Origin of the sequence: Flavobacterium sp. CSZ (assembly GCF_015350725.1) — a bacterium.
Taxonomy (GTDB): Bacteria; Bacteroidota; Bacteroidia; order Flavobacteriales; family Flavobacteriaceae; genus Flavobacterium.
The window spans coordinates 125,178-142,014 of the sequence record NZ_JADKPQ010000002.1 but is presented as its reverse complement, the minus strand read 5'-3'; the positions used below and the strand labels follow the sequence as shown (position 1 = coordinate 142,014).

At 35.5% G+C, this 16,837-nt stretch carries 15 protein-coding genes; 14 read left to right on the top strand and 1 reads right to left on the bottom strand.

Annotation, left to right across the window (positions count from 1 at the left end; all coding sequences use genetic code 11):
* The first annotated feature begins 1 nt into the window (after position 1).
* From IRZ78_RS02830 to IRZ78_RS02815, 4 genes are all read left to right on the top strand, one after another.
* Complete coding sequence (locus IRZ78_RS02830; protein WP_194615087.1) at positions 2 to 1,657, top strand: altronate dehydratase family protein; 1,656 nt, start codon at positions 2 to 4, stop codon at positions 1,655 to 1,657.
* Between the two features lie 37 nt (positions 1,658 to 1,694).
* A complete protein-coding gene (locus IRZ78_RS02825; protein ID WP_194615086.1) occupies positions 1,695 to 2,459 on the top strand; it encodes a glucose 1-dehydrogenase in 765 nt (254 codons plus the stop codon).
* A 52-nt stretch (positions 2,460 to 2,511) separates the two neighbouring features.
* Positions 2,512 to 3,360 (top strand): fumarylacetoacetate hydrolase family protein, encoded by an 849-nt coding sequence (locus IRZ78_RS02820; protein ID WP_194615085.1) that lies wholly within the window; start codon positions 2,512 to 2,514, stop codon positions 3,358 to 3,360.
* A 234-nt stretch (positions 3,361 to 3,594) separates the two neighbouring features.
* A complete protein-coding gene (locus tag IRZ78_RS02815) occupies positions 3,595 to 4,428 on the top strand; it encodes an amidohydrolase family protein (protein ID WP_194615084.1) in 834 nt (277 codons plus the stop codon).
* 312 nt (positions 4,429 to 4,740) lie between these two features.
* Here IRZ78_RS02815 and IRZ78_RS02810 read toward each other — a convergent pair whose 3' ends face one another.
* A complete protein-coding gene (locus IRZ78_RS02810) occupies positions 4,741 to 6,000 on the bottom strand; it encodes a tryptophan 7-halogenase (RefSeq protein ID WP_194615083.1) in 1,260 nt (419 codons plus the stop codon).
* Positions 6,001 to 6,101: 101 nt separating this feature from the next.
* On the opposite strand from IRZ78_RS02810, the gene IRZ78_RS02805 reads away from it, so the two are divergent.
* The 10 genes from IRZ78_RS02805 (at position 6,102) to IRZ78_RS02760 (ending at position 16,835) form a co-directional block, all read left to right on the top strand.
* Positions 6,102 to 7,622, top strand: coding sequence for an aromatic amino acid ammonia-lyase (locus IRZ78_RS02805; RefSeq protein ID WP_194615082.1), 1,521 nt, complete (start codon positions 6,102 to 6,104; stop codon positions 7,620 to 7,622).
* A gap of 38 nt (positions 7,623 to 7,660) precedes the next feature.
* A complete protein-coding gene (locus tag IRZ78_RS02800) occupies positions 7,661 to 8,896 on the top strand; it encodes a WG repeat-containing protein (RefSeq protein ID WP_194615081.1) in 1,236 nt (411 codons plus the stop codon).
* A gap of 85 nt (positions 8,897 to 8,981) precedes the next feature.
* Entirely contained in the window at positions 8,982 to 9,713 is a 732-nt protein-coding gene (gene fabG / locus IRZ78_RS02795; protein ID WP_194615080.1) for a 3-oxoacyl-ACP reductase FabG, read from the top strand.
* Between the two features lie 178 nt (positions 9,714 to 9,891).
* On the top strand, positions 9,892 to 11,127 hold the full coding sequence (locus IRZ78_RS02790; RefSeq protein ID WP_194615079.1) for a beta-ketoacyl-[acyl-carrier-protein] synthase family protein: 1,236 nt from the start codon (positions 9,892 to 9,894) through the stop codon (positions 11,125 to 11,127).
* Positions 11,120 to 11,374 carry a phosphopantetheine-binding protein gene (locus tag IRZ78_RS02785; RefSeq protein ID WP_065451716.1) on the top strand — a complete coding sequence of 85 codons (255 nt, stop codon included), beginning with the start codon at positions 11,120 to 11,122 and terminating at the stop codon, positions 11,372 to 11,374. Before IRZ78_RS02790 ends, IRZ78_RS02785 begins: the two co-directional genes overlap by 8 nt.
* Positions 11,374 to 12,252, top strand: coding sequence for a lipid A biosynthesis acyltransferase (locus tag IRZ78_RS02780; RefSeq protein WP_194615078.1), 879 nt, complete (start codon positions 11,374 to 11,376; stop codon positions 12,250 to 12,252). The genes IRZ78_RS02785 and IRZ78_RS02780 overlap by 1 nt, the downstream gene beginning before the upstream one ends.
* 415 nt (positions 12,253 to 12,667) lie before the next feature.
* Complete coding sequence (locus IRZ78_RS02775; RefSeq protein WP_194615077.1) at positions 12,668 to 14,308, top strand: NAD(P)/FAD-dependent oxidoreductase; 1,641 nt, start codon at positions 12,668 to 12,670, stop codon at positions 14,306 to 14,308.
* Positions 14,309 to 14,352: 44 nt separating this feature from the next.
* On the top strand, positions 14,353 to 15,255 hold the full coding sequence (locus IRZ78_RS02770) for a dialkylrecorsinol condensing enzyme DarA (RefSeq protein WP_194615076.1): 903 nt from the start codon (positions 14,353 to 14,355) through the stop codon (positions 15,253 to 15,255).
* Positions 15,256 to 15,270: 15 nt separating this feature from the next.
* Positions 15,271 to 16,404: a beta-ketoacyl-ACP synthase III gene (locus IRZ78_RS02765; RefSeq protein ID WP_194615075.1), complete on the top strand. Its 1,134-nt coding sequence runs from the start codon at positions 15,271 to 15,273 to the stop codon at positions 16,402 to 16,404.
* Positions 16,404 to 16,835 (top strand): hypothetical protein, encoded by a 432-nt coding sequence (locus tag IRZ78_RS02760; RefSeq protein ID WP_194615074.1) that lies wholly within the window; start codon positions 16,404 to 16,406, stop codon positions 16,833 to 16,835. Before IRZ78_RS02765 ends, IRZ78_RS02760 begins: the two co-directional genes overlap by 1 nt.
* Positions 16,836 to 16,837 lie beyond the last annotated feature (2 nt).

The window sequence follows — 16,837 nt, the reverse complement described above, 5'->3', positions numbered from 1 at the left end:
CATGCCCGAGAATAAAACAAAAAAGCAAGTCGTAAAATTGCATCTAGACGATAACGTATTGGTAGCATTATCTGACTTGCAAAAAGGAGAAAGCATATCTTTTGAATCTGAAACATTCATTCTACAAGACCTCATCAAAGCAAAACATAAATTCTATACCCAGGATATGATCAAGGGGCAAGAAGTAATTATGTACGGCCTTCTGGTAGGAAAAGTGCAAAGTGATATCAGCAAAGGAAGTTTAATGACGACCGAAAACTTAAAACATGCCGCCGATCCTTATGCTTACAGAAATGCTTCTTACGAATGGCAGGCTCCTGATGTTTCTAAGTACAAGAACAAAACTTTTAAAGGTTATAAACGAAATGACGGCCGCGTTGGTACGGCCAATTACTGGCTTTTTGTTCCAACAGTTTTTTGTGAAAACAGAAATTTAGATGTTATTAAAGAAGCACTTCACAATCAGTTAGGCTATGCCGTGAGTGACAAATACAATCAGTATACACACGAATTATTACAGGGTTATCTTAACGGAGATGATATCGAAAGCATTAATATTGAACTGAATCCAACGCCAAAAAACAATCGCGTTTTTGAGAATGTCGACGGAATAAAATTTTTAAACCATCAGGGAGGTTGTGGAGGCACGCGTCAGGACTCTGCCACTTTAAGTGCTTTACTGGCTTCTTACGCCAATCATCCAAACGTAGGCGGAATAACGTTATTGAGTCTAGGATGCCAGCATTTGCAAGTACAGGATTTTGTAAATGATGTAAAAAAACAAAACCCTCAATTCGACAAACCTTTACTGATTTTCGAACAACAACAAACCGAAAGCGAAGAAGCTTTAATTACAAACGCCATCAAAAAAACATTCGAAGGTTTAATCGAAATCAATCAATACGAAAGAACCGATGCGCCTTTAAGCGAATTATGCATTGGTGTAAAATGTGGAGGAAGCGATGGTTTCAGCGGAGTATCAGCAAATCCGGCCGTTGGTTATACTTCTGATTTGGTTGTCGCTCTGGGCGGAAAAATTCTTTTAGCCGAATTTCCCGAATTATGCGGTGCCGAACAAAATTTAATTGATCGTTGCATCACCAAAGAAACTGCCGAAAAATTTATTGATTTAATGGAGTCTTACGATGCCTTAGCGCATAAAGTGGGTTCCGGTTTTCATATGAATCCCTCTCCGGGAAATATAAAAGACGGTTTAATTACAGACGCTATAAAAAGTGCCGGAGCAGCCAAAAAAGGAGGCACTTCTCCCGTTGTTGATGTTTTAGATTATACTGAGCTGGTTACCAAATCAGGATTAAGTTTAGTCTGCACACCCGGAAATGATGTAGAAGCAACAACCGGAAAAGCAGCTTCCGGAGCTACCTTGATTTTATTTACAACCGGATTAGGAACCCCAACCGGAAACCCTGTTTGTCCGGTAATAAAAGTAGCGACAAACTCTGTTCTGGCAACAAAAATGAGCGATATTATCGATATTGATTGTGGCCCTATAATTAGTGGCGAAAAATCGATCGAAGAAATGGGCGAAGAAATTCTTGACTATTGCATCAAGGCAGCCAGTGGAGAAATTATTCCGAAAGCGGTACAATTGAATCAGGATGATTTTATTCCGTGGAAACGAGGCGTATCTTTATAAAATCCAATCAAAAAAAATAACTTTTAATTTAAGTAAAATGTTTTCATTAAAAAATAAAAAAGCAATCATAACCGGAGGCGGAAGCGGAATTGGAAGAGCGATCTCTGTTTTGTTTGCCAAACAAGGAGCCGAAGTTCATGTTTTAGAACTGACTCTTGAAAGTGCCCAAAATACGGTTGAAGAAATAGAATCAAACGCAGGAATTGTTTTCGCTCATGCCTGCGATGTTGCCAATCATCAGGAAGTAAAAACTACTTTTGAAAAAATAGGAGCTATTCATATTTTAGTCAATAATGCAGGAATTGCACATGTGGGAAAAGTAGACACTACTTCAGAATCTGATTTTGACCGCATCATGAGTGTCAATGTAAAAGGCGTTTATAATTGTTTACACGCTTCAATTCCCGCACTAAAAAGCGCTGGCGGAGGTGTTATTTTAAACCTTGCTTCTATTGCCTGCTGGGTCGGAATTCCGGATAGATTCGCATATTCTACAGCAAAAGGTGCGGTTATGGCCATGACTTTATCTGTTGCAAAAGATTACTTAAAAGAAAACATCAGATGCAATTCGATATCTCCGGCAAGAGTACACACTCCATTTGTTGATGGATTTATTTCGAAAAATTATCCGGGACAAGAAGCCGAAATATTCGAAAAACTATCCCAGTCTCAACCTATTGGCCGCATGGGAAAACCAGAGGAAATAGCAACGCTTGCTTTGTTTCTTTGCAGCGATGAATCTTCATTTATTACCGGTTCTGATTACCCAATTGACGGAGGTTTTATCAAATTAAACAATTAAAAAAAATAACTTTTACAGTTAGAAAAATATAATACTATTAAAAAAAGAGAATATGAAACTAATACGATTTGGAGCAGCCGGTCAGGAAAAACCCGGAGTTTTAATAAATGATAAAAGAATAGATGTCTCGTCTGTAGTAACAGATTATAACGAAGCTTTTTTTGAAAATGACGGACTTGCAAAATTAGAAGAAGCTTTAAAAAACAACACTTCTTTTCCGGAAGTAAGCAACGATATTCGATTGGGTTCGCCAGTGGCGCGACCTTCAAAAATTATTTGTATTGGCTTAAATTATGTAGATCATTGCGAAGAAACTGGCGCTGCAATTCCAGAAGAGCCAATTATTTTCTTTAAATCAACAACTTCACTATGCGGACCAAACGATAATTTAATCATTCCTAAAAATAGCGACAAAACCGACTGGGAAGTGGAGCTTGCTTTTGTAGTAGGTAAAAAAGCGAGTTATGTTGCCGAAGAAGATGCGCTGGATTATCTTGCCGGTTATTGTTTATTGAATGATTATAGCGAAAGAGCTTTTCAGATCGAGCGTGGCGGACAATGGGCCAAAGGAAAAGGATGTGATACATTTGCTCCCCTTGGACCAATTTTGGCAACTGCTGACGAGATCGAAGATGTCAACAATTTATCCATGTGGCTTACTGTAAACGGTAAAAAATTCCAGAACAGTAATACTTCTAATTTAATTTTTAAGATTCCATTTTTGATTCATTATTTAAGTCAGTTCATGACACTTTTACCGGGCGATGTTGTAAGTACAGGAACACCTCCGGGAGTTGGACTTGGAATAAAACCAGATCCTGTTTACATCAATCCGGGAGATGTAATTGAGTTAGGAATTGAAGGATTAGGCACCAGTAAACAAGTTGCCGTAGCGTATTAAAATTACCTGTTGGGTATAATTTTAAAAAAATAACACATAGAAACATAGATTTTTTTTAGCTAAAAGAATGCAAAAAAGAAATACATTTCTTTCACATAGCTAGTCCCGAAGCTTCGGGATGAATTTTAAATAAGTGAAACGCCTTTTTTGAGGGTTTAAAATCTATGTTTCTATGTATTAAAACTAATTACAACCAACGGGTTAAGAATTGTATTTTGCAATTAATTTATATAAATGAAAATCGACAGCCACCAACATTTTTGGAAATACGATCCCATTAAAGAGGCTTGGATTACTCCTGAAATGGCAGTAATTCAAAAGGATTTTCTGCCTCAGGATCTGAAGCCACTTTTAAGTCAAAACAAATTCGACGGTTGTATTGTGGTTCAGGCAGATCAAAGCGAAAATGAAACTCATTTTTTGCTTGAACTGGCTCGTGAAAATGATTTTATAAAAGGTGTTGTAGGTTGGGTCGATTTTAAAGCTCCAAATATAGAGCAACGATTAGAATATTTTTCAGGTTTTAAAAAACTAAAAGGATTCAGGCATATTTTTCAGGCCGAAACAGATCCGGAATTTATGCTTCGAAATGACTTTTGTAACGGAATTGGCAAATTAGCAAAGTATAATTTCACTTATGATATTTTAATTGGTGCTCAACATTGGCCTTTTGTTACCCAATTCATACAAAAGTTTCCGGAGCAATATTTTGTACTTGATCATTTGGCAAAGCCTGATTTTAAGAAAAGTGATTTCACTGAGTTTGAAAAAACAATTCAAAACATTGCAAAGAACCCAAACGTATTTTGCAAAGTTTCAGGTTTGGTTACAGAGACGCATTGGCACAACTGGAAACCGGAAGATTTTAAAACCGCTCTTGACATCGTTACCCAAAACTTCGGAAGCGATCGTTTAATGTTCGGAAGCGATTGGCCCGTTTGTTTATTGTCTGCCAATTACTCCGAAGTAATTGCCTTAATAGAAAACTATTTCGCATCGTTTTCTACTGCAGATCAAAAGGCTCTCTGGGGAAATAACGCCGTGAGTTTTTATAATTTAGAAGTATAGTTTTTTACTTAATATTTATTTTTTGAAGAATTAAAGACCGTCTAAGGATGGTCTTTTTTTGTTTCTAGAATTATATTCCGTAGGGATATTTCATTGCTAGTAGAAAAGTATTCCGATAAAAATATTCTGTTAGGAATATCTCATCGGTAGAAAAAAAATAATATCGTTGCGCGTTGTGTCCTGTAGGGACACCTGCTTTTATGAAAACAAAACATCTGCCACGTTAATCAAACATTCCTATGGAAGGTATAACTACAATTCTAATTTTTTCTACCGATGAAACATTCCTACGGAATGACTTAAAAAAAAGCCCTATAAATTAGGGCTCTGTTTTTCTTCTTTCTGCATATTCAATAAATACGCCATATTTGCTATCACATGATCGTGTTTCTTCACAAATGGATTTTCTTCGTTCCAGACATATCCTGCCAAAACTGAACATATTTTTTCTTTTACATCAGGGTTTTCGGGTTGGTGGAAGAATAAAGTCTGAAGGTTTCCGGTGTACCATTCTTTCACGTAAGTGGTAAAAACAGCAATACCACGTTTCATATATTCTGTAAATTCAACTTCCCAGTCTACTTCGATTCCTTGCGATTCTTTTAGGTATAGTTTTGCGGCCAGCATTCCGGATTCAGTCGCAAAAGCAACTCCTGATGAAAAAACAGGATCTAAGAATTCAGAACTATTTCCGGTAAGGGCAAAACCATCTCCGTACATTCTTTTTACAGCTCTTGAATAATTCTCGAGTTTTACCGGTTCGAATAAAAACTCTGTTCCTTTAAATCTTTTGATATAATAATCCGATTTTTGAATCGCATTGCGCAAAGCCTCGGCATTGTTTTTATTTTCAGATAATGAATTGATGAAATCTGTTGGTCCCACAACTCCTAAACTTGTATTTCCGTTTGAGAAAGGAATCACCCACAACCAAACTTCGGTTTCCAGAATATCAAATGAAATCTGCGTTCCCTCTTCACCTTCGGTTCTGTTAATATCTTTTACGTGTGTAAATATCGAAGAATGCGGATCTAATTTTGAGGGCGTATCAAGATCTAATAGTCTTGGCAGAACGCGACCGTATCCGCTGGAATCGATAATGAAATTAGCATGAATTTCTTTTAGATTTCCGTCCTTATTTTTTACGATGGTTTTAGATTTTTTTCCTTCAAAAGAAACTTCCAGAACTTCTGACTCAAATTCCAGATCAATACCTTTTCTAATCACTTCCTGCGCCATTGTATTGTCGAAATCAGCTCTTGGCACTTGCCAGGTCCAATCCCAGCCTTCTCCAAATTTTTTACTAAAATCAAAAACACAAATTTCTTCTCCTCTAATAAATCGGGCTCCTAATTTTTTCTCGAATTTCATTGCATCGAGACTTTCAAAAAGTTCGGCTTCCGCAAAATGATCCATTACCCGCGGTATAAGGCTTTCGCCAACCACCAGTCTTGGAAACTTTGTTTTTTCAACAACTTTTACCTTAACATTGTTTTTATGAAGATAAGATGCTGACACACATCCAGAAGGTCCCGCACCAATCACCAAAACATCTACAAACTCCTTTATCATATTAAAAATATTATCAATTATTAGCCTACATTTGCCATCATCAAAATAACTACATTTATTTTGATAAATAAAATTAAATTAGCACAATCAAAACCAGTTTAATGAATACAATTAATGAATATTTAAGTTTAGCAGAATTCGAATCTATCATTTTTGGAAATAACAAGGTTTCCATTAGCGATGCTGTTTTAAACCGGGTAAACGAAAGCTTCAATTTTCTGAAAGAATTTTCAGGAAACAAAGTAATATATGGCGTAAATACAGGTTTTGGCCCAATGGCTCAATACCGCATTAAAGAGTCTGACCAAATTCAGTTACAATACAATTTAATCAGAAGCCACTCTTCGGGGACAGGAAAACCTTTGAGCCCGGTTTGTGCAAAAGCAGCAATTTTGGCCCGATTAAATACTTTATCATTAGGTAATTCCGGAGTTCATCCGTCAGTAATTCACCTAATGGCAGAATTAATCAACAGAGATATTACTCCTCTTATTTTTGAACACGGTGGTGTTGGTGCCAGCGGAGATTTAGTACAATTATCACATTTAGCTTTGGTTTTAATCGGCGAAGGCGAAGTTTTTTATAAAGGAGACAGAAGACCAACTGCTGAAGTTTTCGAAATTGAAGGTTTAAAACCTATTCAGGTAGAAATTAGAGAAGGTCTGGCTTTAATCAACGGTACATCTGTAATGACCGGAATTGGAGTTGTAAATGTTCATCATGCTAATAAATTATTAGACTGGTCATTAAAAGCTTCTTGCGCCATAAACGAATTGGTTCAGGCTTACGACGACCATTTTTCTGAAGAATTAAATCAAACCAAACGTCATAAAGGACAACAGGAAGTGGCGGCAAGAATGAGACAAAATCTTTCTGACAGTACTTTGATCCGTAAAAGAGAAGATCATTTATATTCAGGAGAAAATACCGAAGAAATCTTCAAAGAAAAAGTTCAGGAATATTATTCTTTAAGATGTGTACCTCAAATTTTGGGTCCGGTTTTAGAAACCATCAATAATGTTGCTTCTATTCTTGAAGACGAATTCAACTCAGCGAACGACAACCCTATTATAGATGTAAAAAACAAACACGTTTATCACGGAGGAAACTTCCATGGCGATTATATTTCGCTTGAAATGGATAAACTGAAAATTGTTATTACCAAACTAACGATGTTGGCAGAACGTCAGTTGAATTATTTATTGAATTCAAAAATCAATGAAATTCTTCCTCCATTCGTAAACTTAGGAACATTAGGATTCAATTTCGGAATGCAGGGCGTTCAGTTTACTGCAACCTCAACAACTGCCGAAAGCCAAATGCTCTCTAACCCAATGTATGTACACAGTATCCCGAACAACAACGACAATCAGGATATTGTAAGTATGGGAACCAATGCAGCGGTTATTACCTCAAAAGTGATCGAAAACTCTTTTGAAGTTTTAGCAATCGAACTAATTACAATCGTTCAGGCAATTGATTATTTAGTACAAAAAGATCAAATTTCATCGGTTACTAAAAAATGGTACGACGATATTCGAAATATAATTCCTACATTTAAAGAAGATCAGGTCATGTACCCTTTTGTTCAAAAAGTAAAAGATTACCTGATCAACAGTTAAACTTTATTTTACAGTATTAATATTGAACCTTAAAAATCATGAAAAAACCACTTATTTTTTTATTCGTATTATTTATTCAATTTGTTAATAGTCAGGAATTGGCTTTAGTTAAAAAGAACGGTAAAATTGGATATATTTCTAAAGATGGAAACTTTAAAATCGAGCCTCAATACAAATCGGCAAAAAGCTTTTCTGAAGGTTTAGCTGCGGTTGAAGATAATGGAAAATGGGGATTCATCGATGCTAAAGGAACATGGGTAATTCCGGCCACTTTTAAAGATACTAAAGAATTTAACAGCGGAATTGCAGTAGTACAAAAAGATAAGGATTGGGTTTATATTAATACAAAAGGAGAAGTTCAGACACCTCCGGCTACAGAAAAATTATTTGATTTTAATGACGGTGTTGCTTTTATAAGACAAGGCAAAAAAGTGGGATTAATCAATTCAAAAATGGCTGTTGTCCTAGAACCAAAATACGATCAGATCAAATCTTTCGAAAATGGTTATGCAAGAGTAGAAAACAATAAAAAATGGGGAATTATTAATACTTCCGGGAAAGAATTAGTAGAACCTGTTTATGATGAAATAGGTAATTATTTCAAAAACACAACCTGGGCAAGAAAAGATAAAACTTTTGGACTGGTAAGTGCCGGAAACTTTATTGCGGTAGATGGTGCTGACAAAATCTGGGATTTTGAAATTCAGGATTTAACGTATGCCCGAAAAGGCGGTAAAATTGGTTTTATTGACATAAAAGGAAACTGGACAATTCTCCCTATCTACGACAAAGCAAAAGCATTCTCTAAAAATTTAGCTCCGGTTTGTATAGGATCTAAATGGGGATACATTAACCCAAAAGCTGAGTTCGTAATCCCGCCAACGTATAGCGATGCAGAAGTTTTTAGCTCAAACGGATTAGCTCCTGTGAAAGAAAAAAACTGGGGATTTATTAATGAATCAGGAAAATTGGTCATCCCAACTCAATATGGTATTACAGCAAATGGCTTCGTTATTGCTTTGTTTGTACAACAAGACAAAGGTTTTATTGATGGTATTGCAAGAGTAAAAAATGAAGGTAAATGGGGATTTCTGAGACCTGACGGAACTGTATTAAGCAACCAATGGTTTGAAAACGCTGAACTTTTCTCGAAATCAAAAGAAAGAAACAACGTAAGCGATGTTGCTGCCGAAAAGCCTAAGACCGAAACAAAACCAACAGCAAAGTCAGAAACAAAACCGGCTGCGAAACCTGCAGCCAAAAAGAAGAAATAATATCTATTAATCTATAAAATACAAATAGGGTATTGCCTGTAAAAAAGCGATACCCTATTTTGACCATAAAAAATAAATTCTACATATGAAATGTGTATTAGTAACCGGCGGTTCAAGAGGAATTGGAAGTGCTATTTGTAAAAAATTAGCCGTTGAATCTAGTTATCATATTCTGATAAATTATCATTCGAACAAAACTGCTGCCGAAGAAACACTTCAGGAAATACAAAAATTAGGCGCAAGCGGAGAAATCTTAGGTTTTGATGTTTCTAATTATGAAGAAGTGCAAAAAACATTAACACAATGGCAGGAATCAAATCCTGAAGCGATTGTAGAAGCAATTGTAAACAATGCCGGAATTACAAAAGACGGTCTTTTTATGTGGATGACTCCCGAAGACTGGAACGGTGTGGTAAACACCAGTTTGAACGGATTTTTTAATGTAACGCAATTTTTTATTCAAAAAATGTTGCGCAATAAATACGGCCGAATCGTAAATATGGTTTCTGTTTCCGGCGTAAAAGGAACGGCAGGACAAACCAATTATTCGGCTGCAAAAGGTGCAATTGTTGCTGCTACAAAAGCGTTAGCGCAGGAAGTTGCCAAACGAAATATTACTGTAAATGCTGTAGCTCCTGGTTTTATCAGAACCGATATGACAAGCCAGTTAGACGAAAAAGAATTATTAAAGCTAATTCCCGTAAATCGTTTTGGCGAAGCCGAAGAAGTAGCAGATTTGGTAAGCTTTTTGATTTCAAAAAAAGCAAGTTACATTACAGGCGAGATTATCAATATAAACGGAGGAATATATTCTTAACAATACTATGTTTGTTAAGTTTTTTTATTTAACGTAGAAAATTGCTCGCAAAGGCGCAGAGTCGCAAAGTTTTATTAAAGAAAGAATTAAAAAGAAGAACTTTGCGACTCTGCGCCCGATAGCTATCGGGATTGCGAGATTAAAAAAATTACACTTTAAAAAATTACTTTGAAAGACGATGAATAAGAGAGTTGTAATTACTGGAATGGGGATTTATTCTTGTATCGGAACTTCTTTAGATGAAGTAAAAGATTCTTTGTACAACGGAAAATCCGGTATTCAGTTTGATGCTGAAAGAAAAGAATTTGGTTTTCAATCTGCCCTTACGGGAATGGTTCCAAAAGCTGATCTAAAAAATTTATTGACCCGAAGACAACGTATGAGCATTGGTGAAGAAACCGAGTATGCTTATATGGCTACAATCGAAGCATTAAAAAATGCCAATATTGATGATGATTTTTTCGACAATCGCGAAGTAGGTATTATGTACGGAAATGATAGCGTTTCAAAAGCTATTATCGAAGCTACAGATATTGTACGTGAGAAAAAAGACACTGCACTAATAGGTTCCGGAGCTATTTTTAAATCGATGAATTCTACGGTAACGATGAATTTATCTACGATTTTTAAACTCCGCGGTATCAATCTTACCATAAGTGCAGCCTGCGCAAGTGGCTCGCATTCTATTGGTCTGGCTTATTTTTTAATAAAAAGCGGATTTCAGGATATTATTATTACCGGAGGCGCTCAGGAAATCAACAAATTTGCCATGAGCAGTTTTGATGGTTTAGGTGTTTTTTCCAACAGAGAAAATGAACCTGAAAAAGCTTCACGTCCATTTGATGCCGATCGCGACGGATTAATTCCTAGTGGCGGTGGTGCGACTTTAATTCTTGAAAGTTACGAATCTGCAATAGCTCGTGGCGCTAACATTATTGCCGAAGTTGTGGGTTACGGATTCTCATCAAACGGCGGACATATTTCGACTCCTAATGTCGAAGGTCCATCTATAGCCATGCAACGAGCGCTTGATGACGCCCAACTAAAAGCAACCGACATTGATTATATAAATGCTCATGCGACCTCAACTCCTGTTGGAGACGGTAATGAAGCCAAAGCTATCTTTGAAGTTTTTGGCGAGAAAAATCCGTATGTAAGCTCTACAAAATCAATGACAGGACACGAATGCTGGATGGCCGGAGCGAGCGAAGTAATTTATTCTATCTTAATGATGCAGCACGATTTCATTGCTCCAAACATCAATTTAGACAATCCAGACGAAGATGCAGCCAAATTAAATTTGGTCAAAACTACTTTAAACAAAAAATTTGACATATTTTTGTCCAATTCCTTCGGGTTCGGAGGAACCAACTCTGCGTTGGTGGTTAAAAAGTTTAAATTAAACGATGAATAAAGAAGAGATTATAGCAAAAATAAATGGTTTTTTAGTTGAGGAGTTTGAAGTAGATAATGATGATATTGAACCAGATGCTAATTTAAAAGATACACTTGGGTTAGATAGTTTGGACTATGTTGATTTAGTCGTTTCAATCGAAGCCAATTTTGGTGTAAAACTGGTTGAAGTTGATTTTGTTGGGATTGATTCTTTCCAAAGTTTTTATGATCTTATTGAAAACAAACTAAAAGCCAAAACTGCTTAATGAGCGAATGGGATGGCAAATCAAAAGGAACTGTTTTAGGGTATCGGATATTCGTTTTTCTTATAAAAAAAGCGGGTGTTAAAGCTGCTTATGTTTTACTTTATTTTGTTGCTTCTTATTATTTTTTATTTCTAAAGAAAAGTAACAAAGCCATTTCTTATTATTTTAAAGAAAGGCTTGGGTATTCCTGGTTCAAATCTAAAAAAATGGTTTTCAAAAGTTATTACACTTTTGGGCAAACCATCATTGATAAAATTTCCATTTCGGCAGGAATGCGAAATAGATTTACCTATGAATTTGACGGAATCGAAATCCTGAAAAATCTTTTGGCAGAAAAAAAAGGAGGCGTTTTAATCAGTGCTCATATTGGGAATTTTGAAATTGCCGAACATTTTCTAGGTGATATCGACATCGATTTTCAAATTAATTTGGTCACCACAGATCTCGAACATTCTGCAATAAAGAATTATTTAGAAAGCGTTACCCAAAAACCCACTGTTAAGTTTATTATTATCAGAGAAGATTTGTCTCATATTTTTGAGATCAATGCAGCACTTTCTAAAAACGAATTGGTTTGTTTTACCGGCGACCGTTATTTTGAAGGTACCAAATCACTTTCTGAAAAAATACTTGGTGAAGATGCTAATTTTCCTGCAGGTCCGTTTTTAATTGCTTCAAGATTAAAAGTCCCTGTAGTTTTTGTGTATGTAATGAAAGAACCCAACCTGCATTATCACTTGTATGCACGTGAAGCCGTAGTTAAACATCGTGACGAAAAAGGATTGTTGAAAGCGTATATTGAAAGCGTAGAATCTATGCTGAAAAAATATCCTTTGCAATGGTTCAACTACTTTGATTTTTGGAATCAATTGAAATAAAAATAAACTATTAAAGGTAAATTTAACAGCAAAGTCCGCAAGGTTTTTTATCTAATGCTATGTTTAGAAAACATAAAGTTCACAAAGCTTTGTATTGATTTAGCTTTGCGAACCTTGTGTTTTTATAAAATCTGATGTGTATAAAAAACCTTGCGAACTTTGCGGTTAAAATCGAAGCCACAGATTAAAAGATTAAAATGATTTTGTTTCACGCAGATTTGCTTCGCCTGTTTGCTATCGCTCGGGTGGCAGATTACAGCAAATTTAATTTTAGATTTTTATTAAATTAATCTGTGCTTATCAGCTGAAATCTTTTTAAATCTGCCTGAAAAAATAATTCGTGAATTCGTGGCAAAAGTAAAAATCATTTAATTAAATGTCGTTCTTTTATACTTTACAATTCTTAAAGTAAAGTATGCAGGAATTTGACACAATAATTATTGGTTCCGGAGTTGGCGGATTGTCGACTGCGATATGTCTTGCAAGAGCCGGACAAAAAGTTTTGGTTCTCGAACAACATTATGTTCCCGGTGGCTGGAGTCACAGTTTTACTTTAAAAGGGCAGCGTTTTAGCCCGGGCGTACATTATGTAGGTCAACTTGAAGAAGGACAATCAACCAACGAATTGTACAGAGGTTTAGGAATTGCCAATGATATGGTTTTCTTTCGAATGAACAAAAACGCTTACGAACATTGTTTGATTGGAGACGAAACTTTCGATTTGCCTGCAGGAGTTCAAAATCTCAAAAAAAAGCTTTCCGATCATTTTCCACACGAAGAAAAAAACATTCATGAATATCTTTCACTGATTGAAAAAGTGAGTTCCGAATTGCAGCTGATTCCTAAATTAAAAGGCTTCTGGCAAAATATCACCGTTCCGTTTCGAACCAAGCATTTTGGCAAATTTGCGCTCTTTCCGTTAAAAAAAGTAATTGGCTGGCATGTAAAAGATCCAAAACTAAAAGCAGTCCTGAATATTCAATGTGGCGACCATGGACTTCCTCCGGCTCGTGCTTGTTTCCCGGTTCATTGTTCTGTAATGAGTCATTATTTTGATGGCGGATTTTACCCTATGGGCGGTGGCGGCGGAATTGTAAAAGCGATGACAAACGGCGTAAAAAGACATAACGGAGAAATCCGTGTACAACAAAACGTTCGCAAAATCATTATCGAAAATAAAAAAGCAGTAGGCATTCAGCTTGAAAATGGTAAAGAAATACGAGCCAAAAATATTGTTTCGAATGCTGATCCTTCGATTACTTATCTCAATTTAATTGATAAAGAACATCTTAGCAAATCACTTCTTAAGAAACTCGACAAAACAAAATATTCGGTTACTTCTTTAATTTTATTCCTTACGCTTGACATTGATGTTATATTATACAATATCGATTCCGGAAATTTCTGGATGATGAAAGATGAAAACGACGATGCTAATTTTGAAGATTTAATGAGTAGTAACATAGATTCAGGAGATTCATTTCCATCAGTATTTATTAGTTGTACCACACTCAAAGATCCGGCAAGTTTTAACGGGCGTTATCATAATTTTGAAATTGTAACGTATGTAAATTATGATCATCTGAAAGATTTTAATGGCTTAGATGATTATCACAATGAAGAGTATAAAATATTCAAAGAAAAAATCATCAATAAACTAATGAACAATCTCGAAAAAATAATCCCAAATGCAAAAGAACATATTATTCAGGCAGAATTAGGAACTCCAAAAACCAATGAATTTTACATCAATTCGACAAAAGGAAATGTTTATGGAACCGAAAAAACACTAAATCAGGTTGGCCCTTTCTCTTATAAAAACAAAACCGAAATCGAAAATCTGTTTCTTTGTGGTGCCTGTACCTTATCTCATGGTGTTGCAGGTGCGACATATTCCGGTCTTGCCGCTGCCGCTGCAATTTTGGGCTGTACCTCTGATGATTTATTAATTGAAGACAAAAATCAAAAAATCAGAATCTATGATGCCGAAGATTCTGCCACATGGCCAGATTGGGTTCATACCAAACGATCCGATAAAATAAGGAAATTCGTTTAAAAAAAATACTTATTTTTGCGCAACCACCAAAGCCATCAAACCAAATGAAAAATGTTCTTGTTATTTATTATTCACAATCTGGACAATTAGAAGAAATTGCACGAAATATTGCAAAGCCTTTCTTAAATTCAGAAGAAATAAATGTAACGTTTCACGAAATAAAATTAGAAAAACCTTTTCCATTTCCGTGGGATAAAGATTCTTTTTTTGATGCTTTCCCGGAATCTTTTCTTCAAATTCCAACAAAATTAAAACCCATTTCTGAGGAAATTTTAAATACAAAATTCGACTTGGTTTTATTTCATTACCAGGTTTGGTATTTGTCTCCATCGATCCCTATCAATTCCTTTTTGAAAAGTGATGATGCAAAAAAAATACTTAACAATACACCTGTTGTTACCATAAGTGGTTCCCGTAATATGTGGATTATGGCGCAGGAAAAAATCAAAACATTACTAAAAGAAGCCAACGCAAAATTGGTAGGAAATGTAGCCCTGGTAGATCGCGTTGGAAATTTAATCAGTGTAATTACCATTGTAGAATGGATGTTTTCCGGAGTTAAGAAAAAACATTGGGGAATTTTACCTCTACCCGGAGTTTCTGATAAAGATATTCAGGAGTCTGATAAATTTGGAGAAGTCATTGTTTCTGCATTAAACCAGAATAATTTTGAAGATTTACAACCAAAATTACTTGCAAACGGCGCTGTAAAAATCAGTCCGTATCTCGTTACTGTAGACAAAACCGCGAATAAAATTTTCAATAAATGGTCGAATCTAATTTATAAACATCAAAAAAACAGAAAACAGCTTCTTAAAGTATTTAATGTTTATTTATTCCTCGCAATATGGTTAATCTCACCAATAGTATATATATTGCACCTTATTACCTACCCTTTTAAGTTAAAAACCATAAAAAAAGAAACTCAATATTATCAAGGAGTTTAGAATACGAATTAGATTATGTTTGAAGTATATATTACCAAAGCCGCAAAGTATTTGCCAAATGAAGCTGTCTCGAATGATGAGATGGAAGACTATTTAGGACTCATTAATGATGCCGCTTCTAAAGCAAGACGCATTATTTTGCGCAATAATAAAATCACAAGTCGTTATTACGCCATAGATAAAACCGGAAAAAGTACCCATAATAATGCTGAGTTAACAAAAAATGCTGTAGTGCAATTGTTTGATGAACACTTTACAGCCCAAGATCTTGAAGTGCTTTCATGCGGAACCTCAACACCTGATGTTTTCCTGCCTTCACACGCTGCAATGGTTCATGGTTTATTAAAAAATAAATCGGTAGAATTAAATTCATCCACTGGTGTTTGCTGCGCCGGAATGAATTCATTAAAATTTGGTTTCTTATCGATAAGATCAGGAAATTCTAAAAATGCGATTTGCACAGGATCAGAAAAAGTTTCATCATGGTTGAATGCTCAAATGTACAACCACGAAGCAGCAAACTTAAAAAGCCTTGAAGAGCAACCTATTATTGCCTTCAAAAAAGATTTTTTACGCTGGATGTTGTCTGACGGAGCCGGAGCTTTTTTATTAGAAAATAAACCAAGAGGTCCTATTTCTCTAAAAATAGAATGGATGGAAGCTTTTTCGTATGCTTACGAATTAGAAACCTGCATGTACGCCGGTGGAGATAAATTAGAAAATGGCGAAATTAAATCATGGAGCGATTATCCTCCGGAACAATGGTTAAACGAATCTGTTTTTGCCATTAAACAAGATGTAAAATTACTGGATGAATTTATACTTTCTAAAGGAGCTGAAAGTATGAGCGATGCCATGTCTAAAAATAATATTAGTTCAGATCAGGTCGATTATTTTATTCCTCACGTTTCTTCGAACTTTTTTGTCGAAGGTTTAAAGAAAGGGTTAACCGAAAAAGGAATCGGAATGGCGGATGAAAAATGGTTCATGAATCTTTCGAGAGTAGGAAATGTAGGTTCTGCCTCTATTTATCTGGCTTTGGAAGAATTGATGAATTCAGGAAATTTAAAAAAAGGAGATCGTATTCTTTTATCTGTTCCTGAAAGTGGAAGATTCTCGTTTGCATATGCTTATTTAACCGTTTGCTAATGGAGACGACATTACTTTTAGAAAAAGAAGCTATCGAAAATTTACTGCCGCAAAAGTTTCCTTTTGTGATGGTCGATAAAATGTATTCGTATACCGAAACCTCCTTAATTGCCGGTTTAGAGATTAAAAACGATAATATTTTTTTTGACAACGATACTTTTCTTGAAGCAGGTTTAATCGAACATATGGCGCAATCTGTGGCTTTGCATACAGGTTATCAATTTTTCCTGAAAAACGAAACAGCTCCAACAGGATATATTGGTTCTATCAAGGAAATTGAGATTAAAAAGCTGCCAAAAATCAATGATACGATTCAATCTACCATCACTATTTTGCAGGAATTTGCAGGAATTACTTTGGTAGATGTTGTAACGTATTTGAATAATGAAGAAATTGCTAACGGACAAATGAAAACTGTTTTAGCGAAATGATA

What these genes read in the sequence shown, in the direction of transcription:
- IRZ78_RS02830 (WP_194615087.1), top strand. Translation starts at nt 2, where the DNA reads ATGCCCGAGAATAAAACAAAAAAGCAAGTCGTAAAATTGCATCTAGAC.
- IRZ78_RS02780 (WP_194615078.1), top strand. Translation starts at nt 11,374, where the DNA reads ATGAGCGAATGGGATGGCAAATCAAAAGGAACTGTTTTAGGGTATCGG.
- IRZ78_RS02815 (WP_194615084.1), top strand. Translation starts at nt 3,595, where the DNA reads ATGAAAATCGACAGCCACCAACATTTTTGGAAATACGATCCCATTAAA.
- IRZ78_RS02775 (WP_194615077.1), top strand. Translation starts at nt 12,668, where the DNA reads ATGCAGGAATTTGACACAATAATTATTGGTTCCGGAGTTGGCGGATTG.
- IRZ78_RS02805 (WP_194615082.1), top strand. Translation starts at nt 6,102, where the DNA reads ATGAATACAATTAATGAATATTTAAGTTTAGCAGAATTCGAATCTATC.
- IRZ78_RS02760 (WP_194615074.1), top strand. Translation starts at nt 16,404, where the DNA reads ATGGAGACGACATTACTTTTAGAAAAAGAAGCTATCGAAAATTTACTG.
- IRZ78_RS02820 (WP_194615085.1), top strand. Translation starts at nt 2,512, where the DNA reads ATGAAACTAATACGATTTGGAGCAGCCGGTCAGGAAAAACCCGGAGTT.
- IRZ78_RS02770 (WP_194615076.1), top strand. Translation starts at nt 14,353, where the DNA reads ATGAAAAATGTTCTTGTTATTTATTATTCACAATCTGGACAATTAGAA.
- IRZ78_RS02825 (WP_194615086.1), top strand. Translation starts at nt 1,695, where the DNA reads ATGTTTTCATTAAAAAATAAAAAAGCAATCATAACCGGAGGCGGAAGC.
- IRZ78_RS02765 (WP_194615075.1), top strand. Translation starts at nt 15,271, where the DNA reads ATGTTTGAAGTATATATTACCAAAGCCGCAAAGTATTTGCCAAATGAA.
- IRZ78_RS02810 (WP_194615083.1), bottom strand. Translation starts at nt 6,000, where the DNA reads ATGATAAAGGAGTTTGTAGATGTTTTGGTGATTGGTGCGGGACCTTCT.
- IRZ78_RS02785 (WP_065451716.1), top strand. Translation starts at nt 11,120, where the DNA reads ATGAATAAAGAAGAGATTATAGCAAAAATAAATGGTTTTTTAGTTGAG.
- IRZ78_RS02800 (WP_194615081.1), top strand. Translation starts at nt 7,661, where the DNA reads ATGAAAAAACCACTTATTTTTTTATTCGTATTATTTATTCAATTTGTT.
- IRZ78_RS02790 (WP_194615079.1), top strand. Translation starts at nt 9,892, where the DNA reads ATGAATAAGAGAGTTGTAATTACTGGAATGGGGATTTATTCTTGTATC.
- fabG (WP_194615080.1), top strand. Translation starts at nt 8,982, where the DNA reads ATGAAATGTGTATTAGTAACCGGCGGTTCAAGAGGAATTGGAAGTGCT.